Here is a 13,252-nt window from a genome sequence, read left to right on the forward strand (position 1 = left end):
GTGGGTTCCCAGCGGCGATCCTGACCGCACCCGTCGGCACTCCCGGAACTGGGTCCGAACTCGCTGTCACCGTCGCCGACGATTCCCGGAAAGCCCGATATGCCGGCGATCGACGGAATTCGGCTGCGGCGGCCGGTGTTCGGCGTCGTGCGTCGGCCCCGCCGAAGGGCAGCAGACTCAGACGCCTCTCTTGCAGCCGCACACGTCCATCGGCTCGAGCCCGTGATCCGAAGGCCCCCGGGGGTCGGAACCCGCCGGAACATCTGCAGATTCACAGGCATGCTCTCTAGAATCGCGGGATGACGAATTCCTCGTTCTCGCTGCGGCGACTTGTCCTGATCGGCGGCTTCTTCGTGGCGGCCGCCGCCGCCCCCGTGGCGGGCATCCACGCGACGCCCGCGCCGGGTTCCCCGGTGGCGCAAGGATGTCAATCAGGTGAAGAACAGGATCAATTCACCACGACCTGTATGCCCTTCCTGGTGCCGAATTCGCCTCCGCTGTTCACCACCACCGCAGCGAACCCGGATGTCCCGGAAATCGACGGCATTCCGTGCATCGGGCACAATTCGGGCGCCTGCCTGGGCTTGGCCGAGAACGAAGCCGCCGCCGGGCCGCCCGCACAGCCGCGCTCGACCATCAGCTCGAGCCCCTAGCCGCGCTCTCGGGGAACTGTCGGAAGCTGTGCAGAAAGCTGCCAGCTTCCCTAGAATCCTTGCCGACGACACGGTCAATAACTACAGAAAGCGTGACGATGGCGACCATGAAGTTCCCAGCACAACGACTCATTCTTGCCGGTGGCTTTGCGGTTGCGATCGCCGCCGCTCCGGTGATCGCGGTGTTCGCGGCGCCCACGCCCGACGTGGCACCGGTGGCCCAGGGCTGCACGGGCGGCGAAGAGCCGGATCCCTTCACCACCAACTGTGTGCCGCACACCGTCCCCAACTCCGGTTCGGTCTTCACGACACAACCCGGCAACCCGGACGTTCCCGAGGTGATGGGCATCCCCTGCATCGGCCACAACTCCGGCAGCTGCATCGGACTGGCCGAGGAGCAGCAGGCCATGACGGTGACGCCACCCCCGGCCCCAGTCTTCGGCGACGGCCGTAATCCATAGTCAGGGCCGGTGACCAGCGGCGACAGCGCCGTCGCCTAGAGTTGTCTCATGCCTGCGAAATCTGATCCCGCCGAACTCGGCGACGTCGAACCACTCGCCGACAGCACCGCACGCCAGGCGCGGCGCGTCGTCGCCGCCTACGCGAACGATGCCGACGAATGTCGGATCTTCCTCTCGATGCTCGGCATTGGACCGTCGAAACTCGAGGCGTAAGTGAGTCAGGGGGGCGGTCGGCAGGCCGGCTCCGGTGACGCCGACTTCGTGGTGGTCGCCAACCGGCTGCCGATCGACATGGAGCGGCTGCCCGACGGCAGCACCACCTGGAAGCGAAGCCCGGGCGGGTTGGTGACCGCCCTGGAGCCGCTACTGCGCCGTCGGCGGGGAGCTTGGATCGGCTGGCCGGGCGTGCCGGATGCGGGTGACGAGCCGATCGAGCAGGACGACATGCACCTGTGCCCGGTCAACCTCTCCGCCGACGAAGTCGCCGACTACTACGAGGGCTTCTCGAACGCCACGCTGTGGCCGCTGTACCACGACGTGATCGTCAAGCCCATTTACCACCGCCAGTGGTGGGACACCTACGTCGAGGTGAACCGGCGCTTCGCCGAGGCGACCGCGAAGAGTGCCGCACAGGGTGCGACGGTCTGGGTGCAGGACTATCAACTCCAATTGGTCCCGAAGATGCTGCGGATGCTGCGCCCGGACCTGACCATCGGCTTCTTCCTGCACATCCCGCTCCCACCGGTCGAACTGTTCATGCAGATGCCGTGGCGAACGGAGATCATCGAGGGCCTGCTCGGTGCCGATCTGGTCGGGTTCCACCTGCCGGGTGGTGCCCAGAACTTCCTGATCCTGGCGCGACGGCTGGTGGGCGCCAACACGTCTCGCGCGTCGATCGGCGTCCGGTCCCGCTTCGGTGAGGTCAATGTCGGCTTCCGCACCGTGAAGGTCGGCGCGTTTCCCATCTCCATCGACTCGACCGCTCTCGATCAGCAGTCCCGCTCACGCGCTATTCGTCAGCGCGCCAAGGAGATTCGCAGCGAACTGGGCAATCCACGCAAGATCCTGCTCGGTGTCGACCGGCTGGACTACACCAAGGGCATCGACGTCCGGCTCAAGGCCTTCTCCGAACTGCTCGACGAGAACCGGGTCAACCGCACCGACACCGTCTTCGTGCAATTGGCGACCCCGAGCCGTGAGCGCGTCGAGAGCTACAAGGAGATGCGCGAGGACATCGAGCGTCAGGTCGGCCACATCAACGGCGAGCACGCCGAAGTGGGCCACTCGATCGTGCACTACGTGCACCGGCCGGTCCCCCGCGAGGAGCTCATCGCGTTCTTCGTCGCTGCCGACGTGATGCTGGTGACGCCGCTGCGCGACGGCATGAACCTGGTCGCCAAGGAGTACGTGGCGTGCCGCAGCGATCTGGGCGGCGCGCTGGTGCTGAGCGAATTCACGGGCGCGGCGTGGGAATTACGACAGGCCTACCTCACCAACCCGCATCATCTCGACGGGGTCAAGGACGCCATCGAGGCGGCGCTGACGCAGTCACCGGAAGAGGGCAGGCGCCGGATGCGGGCGCTGCGCAGGCAGGTGCTGGCCCACGATGTCGACCGCTGGGCGCGGTCGTTCCTCGACGCGCTCTCGTCCACGCCGTCCGCCGAGCGGACAATCGAATCCGAGTCCGATCAGCCGGCTAGATCGGAGTGATGTACTGAATCAGCCACTTGCCGTCGATCCTCTGGTAGTCGACGCGCAACCGGCTGCCGTCGTAGACGGGCTTTTTCGACTCGTCGGTCACGGTGCGGTTCATGAAGACCATCACAGATGCTGAATTCCGTTGTGCCGTCATCACTCCGACGCCAACGACATTCGCCTGACTGACCAGCTGCCGCTCCCGCGCCTGCGGGATGATGTCCTTGGTCGCACGGCTCTCGAACTCCTGGCGGTAGTCCGGAGTCAGCAGCGGATAAACCTCGGTGAGGCTGCGCTCGACGGTCTGGTAGTCGTAGCCGAACACCTTCGGAATCTGCTGTTCCGCCAACGGTCCGAGCTCGTCGACCGCGGCCTGCTCGCCACGCTCCTCGACGCGATTCCAGTACAGCCAGCCGCCCACCCCGGCGAGCGCCACGAACGCGACCGCCAACAGCACCGACACCGTGCCGACGACACGACGCATCAGTTGCCCCCGTCGGGGTACTTGAGGTCGTAGCCCGTCATGTGGCCGTTGTCGTCCTCGTGCACGATGACCCTCAGCCGGTACGGCTGCGAGGGCTGGTTGTTGCCGTCCAGGTCGGTCACCGTCACGCGCGCCGACACCAGCACCGCGGCGTTCTTCGACACCTCGTCGATCTTCTCCAACGCCGCACCGTTGATCACCGCTTCGGCGCTGGCCTCTGTGCTTCGGAACAGAATCTTGAGGTTCTCGGTGTTTTCCCCCTCGGTCATCATCGCGCGTAACGGCCCGCTGGTGCTGTTGACGAAGCGGTCCACGCTGGCGTCGATGGTGTCCTGGTTGTAGCTGAACATGTTGACGACCAACTGTGTCGCGGTGTCGACGAAGCGCTGGTCACGCGTGCTGGCGGCGTCCGCATCGCGCTGTTGGACGACCATCACGGCGCTGACGGCGACCAGCACCGCGACCCCCACGACTGCCGCGGCCATGAACAGCGCCGCCACCAGCCTGCGGTTCGGCTGCCTGCGCGGTGGCGGCGCGGTCGGCTTGGCCACCCGGACCCGCGTCGTCGGCCCGTCGACGCGGACGGCGGCCGCCGTCTTCTCGCCGCTCGCAGGTCCGGCCGGGCGGGATGCACGCCGACGTCCATTGGGCCTCGGCGCTGTTGCCGTCGAAGCCGTGTCTTCCGTCATCACGCCTGCCTTGGAGCCAGCATCAGATCAACCCAGTTTTCTGCAGGCGCCAGTTTGTCAGTACCGGCCGCAAGTACGCCACTTCCGCCCTCGGGGTCGACGAACGTGCCGTTCTGGTCGTAGGTCGCGATGCTCGGCGCCATGCCGGTACCCGCAGCCATCGGCGCGGCCTCGGCGGGCAGCGGCGGCGGCGGTGCGACACCGGGCGGCGGCGGCGGTGCGGGGACGGGGCCCGCCGGAGGCGGCGGTGTCCTGCCGTACGGGGGCACGACCTGGTCCGGCGGCGAGAAGAACGGCCATGCAGGCGGCAGCGTCGGCTGGACCTCGTTCGGTGGCGTCGGCAGCGGGAACGGGGCATGCGGCGCCGGGCCCGGACCGGGCGGGACGCCAGGCGGCAGGTGTACCGCCGGAGCGCCGGGGTCGGGGTCCACCTGAGGTGGAATGTACGGAAACTTGTTGGGCGGCAGAATGTTTCGCCCATCCTCGGGCGTATCGTCCTCCATCACGTCCATCGGGGTGCCGAGCGGTACCGGCGGACCACGCCACGGGTTGTTTCCGATGGGGATATAACCGTTGGGATCACGACACAGCTGAATCGTCGGAGCCCTCTTGCCCGGGAACTCCTGGCACGGATAGTTGCGCGCGCCGCGCACCACGCTGGGATCGTTGTGCGGCACCTTGCAGTACAGGTCGGTCGGCAGTTCGCGCAGTGTCTCGTCGGCGGGTGAACGCATGTCGCTCGCCGGCACGAATCCGGTCAGGCATGGCGGCGGATCCTGCAGATGGATCTTGAAGTCGAGCTTGCCGCCCTCATCGGCGGGCAAACCGCCGCCCACGGTCAGCAGCGCGGCCATCAGCGCCGGGAACACCACCAGGGAGTGCTCCAAGGACTTGCGGTAGATGACGCCGATGCGCCCGAAGTTCGCCAGGTTGGCCGCGAGCACCGGGAAGGACGGCCGGATACCGCTGAACAACTCGTTCGCCTCGGCGGCGGTGCCCGGAACCGTCTGAAGCGTCGTGCGCAACTGCGGGTCGGCGTTGGCCACCTCGGTGGTGAGGCGAGCCAGCCCGTCGGCCAACGACCGGATGTCGTCGCCGCTGCGGATCTGCGCGTCGAGGAACGGCCCGACCTGATCGATGAGCTGTGTCGTCTGCCCGTAGTTGGCGTTCGCCTCATCCACCAGCAGCCGCGACGACTGGATCAACCTGGCCAGTTCCGGTCCGGATCCGTTGAACGCCTTGAAGGTTTCGCGCAACAGGTCCTGGATGCGGCTGTCGCCGACACTGCTGACCAGATCGTCGGCCTCCTGCAACAGGCCGGCGACATCCTGGCCGATCGCCGTGCGGTCGACGCCGATGTTGTCGCCGTCCCGCAGCGTCGCGCGCGACGGGTCCTCCGGCGGCACGAGGTCGATGTACTGCTCGCCCACGGCCGAGACGCTCTTCACGGTTGCGGTGACGTTCTGGGGCACCGGCGTCCCGCTGTTCAGCCGCATGTCGGCGATGACGCTGTCGTCATCGAGACCGACGGAGATCACCCTGCCGACGGTCACGCCGCGGTAGGTGACGTTCGCGTTCTCGTACAGGCCGCCGGCAGCGACGAAATTCGCGCTCACCTTGTAGGTGCCGATCCCGACGGCCGCGGGCAACTGCAGGTAGAAGATCGTGATCGCGCCGACGGTGAGCACGGTGACGATCGCGAAGATCGACAGCTGGAATCGGGTGAGCCGGGTCAGCATCTAGGGTCCCTCCCCGTGCTGCGTCGCCGTACCCGGCGGGATCTTGAACGGATCCGCGGCCTGTCCGGACAGATTCGCCAGCGAGCCGGTCATGAAGTCCGGCGGGGTGATGACTTCGTGCATGCGCTTCATGTTCGGGTCGAGGCCCCACGAGGTCGTGAAGACAGACTCGCCGACGCGGCGGATGGTGAGGTCGAATGTCGTGTAGACGTTGAGGTAGTCACCGCGGACCGCGTTCTTCAGGTACTTGTAGTGGAACGGGAACGTCGGCAGCAGCTCCAGGTCCTTGATGAAGTAGTCGGCATGGTCGTTGAATGCCTTGATCACCGGGAACAGGTCCTTGAAGTCCGCGGCGAAGTCGTCCTTGGTCTGCTCCAGGATCCGCGACGCCACGGTGGCGAAGCGCTGCAGCGCGCCGAATGCGTCGATGATGTTGGCGCGGTTGTCATTCAACACCTGCAAGGCGGCGGGCAGGCTGTCGAGCGTGCGGCCCAGCGAATCCCTGCTGCGCGCCAGCACACCCGCGAACCGGTTGAGTCCCTCCATCGCGGCGATGATGTCCGCCGTCTGCCGGTCGAGCGAGCTCGTCAGCTCGGCAAGCCTGGGGATCAGGTCAGTGAAGGTGCCCTGCCGCCCAGCGATCGCGTTGTAGGTCTCATCCGTGATGTCCTGTAGCGCACCGAGGTTACCCTTGTTCACCACTACGCCCAGCGAGGACAGCACCTCCTCGGTGGTCGGATAGCGACCAGTGCGGTCGAGCGGAATGTTGGAGCCGTTCTTGAGCTTCCCGATGCCGGGTTGATCGCCGGGCTCGGCCAACTCGATGTGCTGCGAGCCCAGAAGCGACGTCTGTGCCACCTTCGCGGTGGCGTTCTCCGGCAGGTCGACATTGCTGTCCAGGGACAGTTGCACCGCGGCGTAGAAGGTGCCGTCGGACCGCTGCACCGCCTCGATGCCCGAAACGCTGCCCACCGTGACGTCGTCGACCATCACCGGCGAGTTCTGCGGGAGCGTCGCCACATCGGGCAACTCGACGGTGATCTTGTACGCACCAGCGCCGTGGCCGGCCGTGCCCGGCATGTTGAGCGAGTTGAGCCCACCGAACGAACAGCCGGCCAGCAGCACCGCCAAGGTCGTCAGTGCGATCACCCTGCGGATCACGGCGCACCTCCGGACGGAAGAGGGGCAGGCATCGGCACCGGAGCCACCGGCGCGTTCGGGTCCGCGGGAGCGGGCGCTTCTGCGGGCAGGTTCTCGGCGGGACCACCGGCGTGCGACGTCTCCGCGGGCGCCGGGCCCGCGCCCGGCGCGGGCGGCACGATCAGCGAGCTGAGGTCCATATCGCCGGACAGCTGAGGCGGGGCGACGCCCGGGGCAGGCTGCCACTGCAGATACGGCACCGGCGTCTCCGCCTTGGCCTCGGTCTCCGGAGTGTCGTAGATGATCTGGCCCTTGTAAGCGGTGATGCTGTTGATCGGGTGGAACAGCAGCGGCGGGAAGTTCATCGCGATTCGCTTGAACACCGGCCCCATGCGCTGGCGGCAGATCTCGGTGCGCTTGTAGTTGTCGGGCGTCGGGGCGGCCTCGAATGCGCCACCACAGATGAACTGCACCGGGTTCGCGAAGTTCGGCAGCGTCAACAGACCACCGACGGTGCCCTGGGCCGGGTTGTAGATGTTGTAGAAGTTCGACAGGCCGTTGGGCGTGATGTGCAGGATCTGCTCGATGTCGTCGCTGCGCTCGGTCAAGATGCTGGTGAAATCCGCCAGCTTGGTGACCTGGTCGATCAGCGCCCCGTTGCTCTCGTTGAGGAAACCGCGCACGTCGGCCAGCGCCTGGTTCAGCGTGCCGAGCGTGTTGTCCAGATCGGCGCTGCTGTCGGCCAGCACCTGCGACACCGACGCGACGTGGTTGGAGAACTGCACGATCTGCTCGTTGCTGTTCGACAACGCGTTCACGAGGACTTGCAGGTTGCGGATGGTGCCGAACAGGTCGGTGCGCGAATCGCCGAGCCGGCCGGCGGTCCGCGAGAGCTCGCGCAGCGCCTGGCGGAACGAGTCGCCGTTGCCGTCGAAGGTGTCGGCGGCCTGGTTGACGAACGCGGTCAGCGGGCCCTGCATCGACCCCGGCTTGGGCCCGAGCTGCGCGCTCAGCTGCGTGAGCTGCTCCTTGACCTCGTCCCATTCGACCGGCACCGCGGTGCGGTCGAGCGCGATCTCGGCACCGTCGGCCATGGTCGCGCCGCCGGTGTAGGCGGGGGTGAGCTGAATGAACCGCGCGGCAACGAGATTCGGTGCGATGATGAGCGCCTTCGCGTCCGCGGGGACCCGGATGCCGTTGTCCAGCGTCATGGTCACCTTGACGTCGCTCGCCCGCGGGTCGATCGAATCGATCGTCCCCACGGGCACACCGACGATGCGGACCTCGTCCCCCGGATACAACCCCACCGCCGAGGTGAAGTACGCCGTCAACTTGCTGCCGGTCCGCGATGGCCACACCAGAAAGACGCCGACGACGAGGGTGATGACCAGCACGGCGATCAGCGCCGGCCGCAGCCAGCGACGGCGGTTCGGAGTCGAAGTCGGTTGCGTCATGGCGATTTCGGCCTAATGATCAGGCGCTCGGAAATGTAGCCGCGCAGATAATCGGCGAGGCTGTCCGGCAGCTTGCCGGGCTGGAAATAGAAGTCCAGCAGCACCTCTGCCAATGGGGCCGGCGGCAGGCCGTACAGGTTGATCTGGAAGCCGGGGCCCGAACCGACCACCTCGCCGAGTGCGGTGGCGTACGGCGGCAGCCGCTTGAGTGCCTCGCTGATGTGCTCGCGGCGTTCGAGTAGATTGTCCATCACCAGGTTCAGCTTCTCCAGTGCGGGCCTGAACTCTCGGCGGTTGTCGGCCACGAAGCCGGAAAGCTGTTCGGAGACATCGTCGATGCCGGCGATCAGGTTGCTCAGCGCCTGACGCCGTTCGTCGAGCGCGGCGAACAGCAGGTTGCCGTCGACGATCAGCTGGTTGACCTGACCGGCACGCTGGGCCAGTGTGTCGGAGACCCGCTTCGCATGTCCGAGAAGCTGTTCGAGCGCCTCGTCGCGTTTGTTCAGGCTGCGCGACAGGTTCGCCACGCCGTCCAGGGCACCGCGCAACTGCGGGGTCGCGTCACGCAGCGAGTCGGTCAGTGTCTGCAGCGCCTGCTCGAACCGCGGCTTGTCGAGCTCGCTGGCGTTCTGGCCGAGGTCCTGCAGGGCCGTGTTGAGGGTGTACGGAGTCGTGGTCCGGCCCAGGGGGATCACCGTCGCCTCCCCGCCACCCTGCGGGGTGACGGCAAGTGACTTCTCACCGAGCACCGTGTCGGTCTTGATCGCGACCATCGACTGGTCGCCGACCCTGACGTCACGGTCCACGGTAAAGGTCACCTTGGCGGTGTCACCGGCCAGTTCGACACCGGTCACCTTGCCGACGTTGATACCCGCCACGTTGACGTCGTTGCCGGGCGAGATACCGCCCGCATCGGTGAAGTACGCCTCGTACGGCTTGCCCTGCGGGAAGAAGGGCAGGCTGCTGTAGCCGAAGGACACCAGCACCAGGCAGACGATCAGGAAGATGCCGAAGATGCCGGTGCGCAACGGATTCGACTCTCCGGGCCTACCCGACATTGGGCGCGCACCTCCCCTTCGACGGATCCGGCGGACCACCCAGCGGAATCAGGATGTCGCTGCCCGCGGGTCCGTTGATCTTCATACGCGTCGAACAATAGAAGATGTTGAAGAACGAACCGTACGCACCAAGTGCGTTGAGCCGCAGGTAGTTCTCCGCGAGCGGCTCGATCACCTTGTTGACGTCGGCCTTACGCTCGTCGAGGCGCTGTGCGAGTGGGCGGACGTTCTCGATGACCCCCTGTATCGGCCTGCGCGACTGCTGCAGCATGTCGGTCAGGTCGTTCTCGGCCGACGCCAGCGGACCGATGGCGCCGGCGATGGGATCACGCCCTTCGGCGAGGCCGGTCACGAGCTTCTGGAGTTGGTCCACGCTGGCGTCGAACTGCGCGCCCTTCTCGTCGACCGTCGCCAGCACCGTGTTGAGATGGTTGATCACGTCGCCGATCAACTGGTCGCGGACCGCGAGGTTCTGAGTGAACGCGCTGGTGGTCGACAGCAGATTCGACAGCGCACCACCCTGACCCTGAAGCAGTTCGATGACCGCGTTGCTGACTTCGTTGACCTTCTGGCCGTCGAGCCCCTTGAGCACCGGCCGCAGCCCGCCGAGCAGCGCGTCGAGATCGAGCGCGGGCTGGGTGTTGTCCTTCGGCAGGGTGCTGCCGGGTGGCAGCTTGCGCAGCTCACCCGGCCCGGACGTGATCTCGAGATACCGGTCGCCCACGAGGTTCTCGTAGCGGACCACCGCCCGCGTCGAGGTGTACATCTCGTAGCGCTTGTCGATGTCGAAGGCCACGTCGACGGTGTTGTCCGGGTTGAGCTTCACGTCGTTCACGGTGCCGACGGGCACACCGGCGATCCGGACGTCCTGACCCGCCTTGAGCCGCGACGCGTCGGTGAAGGTCGCGTGATAGCCCTTCTCCGCCGTGAACCGGAACTCACCGAACACCACCACGAGCAGCACAGCGACCAGCACCATGGCCACCGTGAAGATGCCCACGTTGAGCAGCGTCCTGTCGCCCCGCATCAGAAGTCGTCCCTTTCCGCGAAGGCCCCGTTGAACAGCCACTGCAGCGTCGAGGGTGCGTCGAACTGCAACTCGGTGTTCGGCTGATACGGGACGTAGGCGTTGTCGGTCACGAGGAACGGTGTGCGGTACCAGGATCCGCCGAACTGCTTGCTCGGCACGTCCGGCAGACCGCGGCAGTTGGGACCGCCCGTCGCATTGACGATGGGCAGGCTCTCCGGATAGGTGTACGCCGGTGAACCGGGCAGGAAGTTGGACGCGACGAACAGGCCGGGCCGGATGCCGCCGATGACGGGAGCGAACCGGTCGACGGCCAGCGCGGTGCCCTTCAACAAGCAGCCGAACACCGGTGAATAGTCGCCCGCCACCTTCAGCGGCGCCCGCAACCGCTGGATCGCGGCGATGTAGTCGTTCTCCGCGGGCTCGAGCGTCTGGGTTCCGTTGTTGGCCAAGCCCGTGGCGGCCAACAGCGTCGCGTTGAGGTTGTCCTGCTCGTCGACGATCGTGTCGCTGATCGCGGGGGCGTTGTCGAAGATGCGCGCGAGATCCGGGCCTGCGTCACCGTAGATGTTGGCCACTACGGCGGTCTTGCGCAGATCCTCCTGCAACGTCGGCAGCTTCGGATTCAGTTGCTGCAGATAGTAATTGAGGCCGGCCAGCGTCGCGCCGAGGTCGTCGCCGTTACCGCGCAGCCCCTCGCCCAGCGCGCTCAGCGTGGCGTTCAGGTTGATCGGGTCGATCTTCTGCAGGACGTCCGAGAGGGTTTGGAACAGCGTGTTGACCTCGAGCTGGACATCCTTGGCCGCGACGGTGTCACCGGGCTCGAGCCGACCGCTCGGCTCCGCGGGCGGCAGGAACTCCACGGCCTTGGCGCCGAACACCGTCGTGCTGCCGATGCGCACCGTCGCGTTGGCCGGGATGTAGCGCATCTGGCTGCGGTCGATCGCCAGCGTCAGCTTGGCCTCGTCGCCGGCGTACTCGATCGCCTTCACCTCGCCGATCTGCACGCCGCGGTATTTGACCTTCGCGTCGCGATCCATCACCAGGCCCGCGCGCGGCGACGTCACGTTGACGGTGTCCACCGCGGTGAACGCCGCGGTGTACGACAGGTACGTGAACACGGTCGCGGCAATCAGAATCGCCACCAGGATCGCCGCGGCAATCCTCACGTGGCTGCGCTTCGCGTCTCCGTCTGCCATCGTCCTGCGCGCCTATCCGGAGAGGTTGAAGTTGCCGGACGCGCCGTACACGGCGAGTGAGATGAACAGGGTGATGGTCACGACGACGATCAGTGAGGTGCGCACCGCCTGGCCGACCGCGATACCGACGCCGACGGGGCCGCCCGACGCGGTGTAGCCGTAGTAGGTGTGCACCAGCATGACCGCGATCGACATGACGATGGCCTGCAGGAAGGACCACAACAGGTCCGTCGGCACCAGGAAGGTGTTGAAGTAGTGGTCGTAGAGCCCCGCGGACTGCTTGTTGACGAAGACCGTGGTGAACCGGGCCGCGAAGAACGCCGCGAGCACGGACAGGGAGTACAGCGGGATGATCGCGACCATGCCGGCCATCAGCCGCGTCGACACCAGATACGACACCGAGTGCACGGCCATCGCCTCGACGGCGTCGATCTCCTCGGCAACCCGCATCGCGCCGAGCTGCGCGGTGGTGCCCGCGCCGATGGTGGCGGCCAGGGCGATACCGGCGATGACCGGCGCGACGATGCGGACGTTGAGGAAGGCCGACAGGAAGCCGGTGAGTGCCTCGATTCCGATGTTGCCCAGCGACGAATAACCCTGCACGGCGATGACGCCGCCCGAGGCCAGGGTGAGGAACGCCGCAACGCCGACCGTGCCGCCGATCATCACCAGGGCGCCGGTGCCCATGGTCATCTCGGCGATGTTGCGGATGGTCTCCTTGCGGTACCGGGTCACCGCGTTGGGCAGGTAGCGAATCGTCTCGCCGTAGAACAACGCCTGTTCACCGACGGTGTCGACAGCCTTCGGCATGCCGCTGAAGAAGCGGCGGAAGCGGACCGTGACGTCGTAACTCATGATCGTCTGTACTTCGCGCGAGCGCTCATCACCGCACCAACACCCGGACGCCGATCGCCGTCATGATCACGTTGATCACGAACAGACAGATGAAGGCGTAGACGACGGTCTCGTTGACCGCGATGCCGACGCCCTTGGGGCCGCCTTTGACCGTCAGCCCGCGGTAGCAGCCCACCAGCCCGGCCACGACGCCGAACAGCAGGGCCTTGATCTCGGCCATGACGAGCTCGCCGAGCCCGGTCAGCACCGTCAGCCCGTTGATGAAGGCCCCGGGGTTGACGCCCTGCAGGAAGACGGAGAACACGTAGCCGCCGGAGAGGCCGATCAGGCAGACCAGGCCGTTGAGCATCAGCGCGACGAAGGTCGATGCCAGCACGCGGGGCACCACCAGCCGCTGAATCGGGTCGATGCCCAGCACGCGCATCGCGTCGATCTCTTCGCGGATGGTGCGGGCGCCGAGGTCGGCGCAGATCGCGGTGGCGCCGGCGCCGGCCACCACCAGCACGGTGACGACGGGCCCCAGCTGGGTGATGGTGCCGAACGCCGTGCCCGCGCCCGAGAGGTCGGCGGCGCCGATCTCGCGAAGGAGGATGTTGAGCGTGAACGCGACCAGCACGGTGAAGGGAATCGCGACCAGCAGCGTCGGGATCAGTGACACCCGCGCGATCATCCAGGTCTGGTCGAGGAACTCCCGGAACTGGAACGGGCGCCGAAAGGTTTTGGCGAAAGTGTCGAAGGACATTTCGACGAACCCGCCCACGGCCCGAGCCGGTGCCGCGAGCTGTTCGATCAACCTCG

At 66.6% G+C, this 13,252-nt stretch carries 14 protein-coding genes; 4 read left to right on the plus strand and 10 right to left on the minus strand.

Annotation, left to right across the window (positions count from 1 at the left end):
- The first annotated feature begins 299 nt into the window (after positions 1–299).
- The 4 genes from ABGB19_RS08345 to ABGB19_RS08360 all read left to right on the plus strand — a co-directional run bounded on the left by ABGB19_RS08345 (position 300) and on the right by ABGB19_RS08360 (position 2,824).
- A complete protein-coding gene (locus tag ABGB19_RS08345; protein WP_347685392.1) occupies positions 300–653 on the plus strand; it encodes a hypothetical protein in 354 nt (117 codons plus the stop codon).
- 98 nt (positions 654–751) lie between these two features.
- Positions 752–1,114 carry a hypothetical protein gene (locus tag ABGB19_RS08350; protein ID WP_347685393.1) on the plus strand — a complete coding sequence of 121 codons (363 nt, stop codon included), beginning with the start codon at positions 752–754 and terminating at the stop codon, positions 1,112–1,114.
- 48 nt (positions 1,115–1,162) lie between these two features.
- Positions 1,163–1,327, plus strand: coding sequence for a hypothetical protein (locus ABGB19_RS08355; RefSeq protein WP_107529025.1), 165 nt, complete (start codon positions 1,163–1,165; stop codon positions 1,325–1,327).
- Complete coding sequence (locus ABGB19_RS08360; protein ID WP_347685394.1) at positions 1,328–2,824, plus strand: trehalose-6-phosphate synthase; 1,497 nt, start codon at positions 1,328–1,330, stop codon at positions 2,822–2,824.
- Here ABGB19_RS08360 and ABGB19_RS08365 read toward each other — a convergent pair.
- Genes ABGB19_RS08365 through ABGB19_RS08410 form a run of 10 tightly spaced genes read right to left on the minus strand, consistent with a single transcriptional unit; the run spans position 2,811 to position 13,247 of the window.
- A complete protein-coding gene (locus ABGB19_RS08365) occupies positions 2,811–3,293 on the minus strand; it encodes a mammalian cell entry protein (protein ID WP_347685395.1) in 483 nt (160 codons plus the stop codon). The genes ABGB19_RS08360 and ABGB19_RS08365 overlap by 14 nt on opposite strands.
- Positions 3,293–3,982, minus strand: a complete 690-nt coding sequence (locus tag ABGB19_RS08370; protein ID WP_347685396.1) for a mammalian cell entry protein — start codon at positions 3,980–3,982, stop codon at positions 3,293–3,295. The genes ABGB19_RS08365 and ABGB19_RS08370 overlap by 1 nt, the downstream gene beginning before the upstream one ends.
- Complete coding sequence (locus tag ABGB19_RS08375) at positions 3,982–5,721, minus strand: virulence factor Mce family protein (protein ID WP_347685397.1); 1,740 nt, start codon at positions 5,719–5,721, stop codon at positions 3,982–3,984. The genes ABGB19_RS08370 and ABGB19_RS08375 overlap by 1 nt, the downstream gene beginning before the upstream one ends.
- Complete coding sequence (locus ABGB19_RS08380) at positions 5,722–6,882, minus strand: MCE family protein (RefSeq protein WP_347685398.1); 1,161 nt, start codon at positions 6,880–6,882, stop codon at positions 5,722–5,724. It abuts the gene before it with no gap.
- Complete coding sequence (locus ABGB19_RS08385; protein WP_347685399.1) at positions 6,879–8,315, minus strand: MCE family protein; 1,437 nt, start codon at positions 8,313–8,315, stop codon at positions 6,879–6,881. Before ABGB19_RS08385 ends, ABGB19_RS08380 begins: the two co-directional genes overlap by 4 nt.
- The gene (locus ABGB19_RS08390) at positions 8,312–9,373 is read right to left on the minus strand and encodes a virulence factor Mce family protein (RefSeq protein ID WP_347685400.1); all 1,062 of its coding nucleotides are present in this window, start codon (positions 9,371–9,373) and stop codon (positions 8,312–8,314) included. Before ABGB19_RS08390 ends, ABGB19_RS08385 begins: the two co-directional genes overlap by 4 nt.
- Positions 9,363–10,400, minus strand: a complete 1,038-nt coding sequence (locus ABGB19_RS08395) for an MCE family protein (RefSeq protein ID WP_347685401.1) — start codon at positions 10,398–10,400, stop codon at positions 9,363–9,365. Before ABGB19_RS08395 ends, ABGB19_RS08390 begins: the two co-directional genes overlap by 11 nt.
- Positions 10,400–11,599, minus strand: a complete 1,200-nt coding sequence (locus tag ABGB19_RS08400) for an MCE family protein (protein WP_347685402.1) — start codon at positions 11,597–11,599, stop codon at positions 10,400–10,402. The genes ABGB19_RS08395 and ABGB19_RS08400 overlap by 1 nt, the downstream gene beginning before the upstream one ends.
- A gap of 12 nt (positions 11,600–11,611) precedes the next feature.
- Positions 11,612–12,454 (minus strand): ABC transporter permease, encoded by an 843-nt coding sequence (locus tag ABGB19_RS08405; protein ID WP_347685403.1) that lies wholly within the window; start codon positions 12,452–12,454, stop codon positions 11,612–11,614.
- A 28-nt stretch (positions 12,455–12,482) separates the two neighbouring features.
- Positions 12,483–13,247, minus strand: a complete 765-nt coding sequence (locus ABGB19_RS08410; protein WP_347685404.1) for an ABC transporter permease — start codon at positions 13,245–13,247, stop codon at positions 12,483–12,485.
- Positions 13,248–13,252 lie beyond the last annotated feature (5 nt).

The sequence above is a fragment of the Mycobacterium sp. B14F4 genome (assembly GCF_039871645.1).
Classification (GTDB): domain Bacteria; phylum Actinomycetota; class Actinomycetes; order Mycobacteriales; family Mycobacteriaceae; genus Mycobacterium.

What these genes read in the sequence shown, in the direction of transcription:
- ABGB19_RS08345 (WP_347685392.1), top strand. Translation starts at nt 300, where the DNA reads ATGACGAATTCCTCGTTCTCGCTGCGGCGACTTGTCCTGATCGGCGGC.
- ABGB19_RS08350 (WP_347685393.1), top strand. Translation starts at nt 752, where the DNA reads ATGGCGACCATGAAGTTCCCAGCACAACGACTCATTCTTGCCGGTGGC.
- ABGB19_RS08355 (WP_107529025.1), top strand. Translation starts at nt 1,163, where the DNA reads ATGCCTGCGAAATCTGATCCCGCCGAACTCGGCGACGTCGAACCACTC.
- ABGB19_RS08365 (WP_347685395.1), bottom strand. Translation starts at nt 3,293, where the DNA reads ATGCGTCGTGTCGTCGGCACGGTGTCGGTGCTGTTGGCGGTCGCGTTC.
- ABGB19_RS08370 (WP_347685396.1), bottom strand. Translation starts at nt 3,982, where the DNA reads ATGACGGAAGACACGGCTTCGACGGCAACAGCGCCGAGGCCCAATGGA.
- ABGB19_RS08375 (WP_347685397.1), bottom strand. Translation starts at nt 5,721, where the DNA reads ATGCTGACCCGGCTCACCCGATTCCAGCTGTCGATCTTCGCGATCGTC.
- ABGB19_RS08385 (WP_347685399.1), bottom strand. Translation starts at nt 8,315, where the DNA reads ATGACGCAACCGACTTCGACTCCGAACCGCCGTCGCTGGCTGCGGCCG.
- ABGB19_RS08390 (WP_347685400.1), bottom strand. Translation starts at nt 9,373, where the DNA reads ATGTCGGGTAGGCCCGGAGAGTCGAATCCGTTGCGCACCGGCATCTTC.
- ABGB19_RS08395 (WP_347685401.1), bottom strand. Translation starts at nt 10,400, where the DNA reads ATGCGGGGCGACAGGACGCTGCTCAACGTGGGCATCTTCACGGTGGCC.
- ABGB19_RS08400 (WP_347685402.1), bottom strand. Translation starts at nt 11,599, where the DNA reads ATGGCAGACGGAGACGCGAAGCGCAGCCACGTGAGGATTGCCGCGGCG.
- ABGB19_RS08405 (WP_347685403.1), bottom strand. Translation starts at nt 12,454, where the DNA reads ATGAGTTACGACGTCACGGTCCGCTTCCGCCGCTTCTTCAGCGGCATG.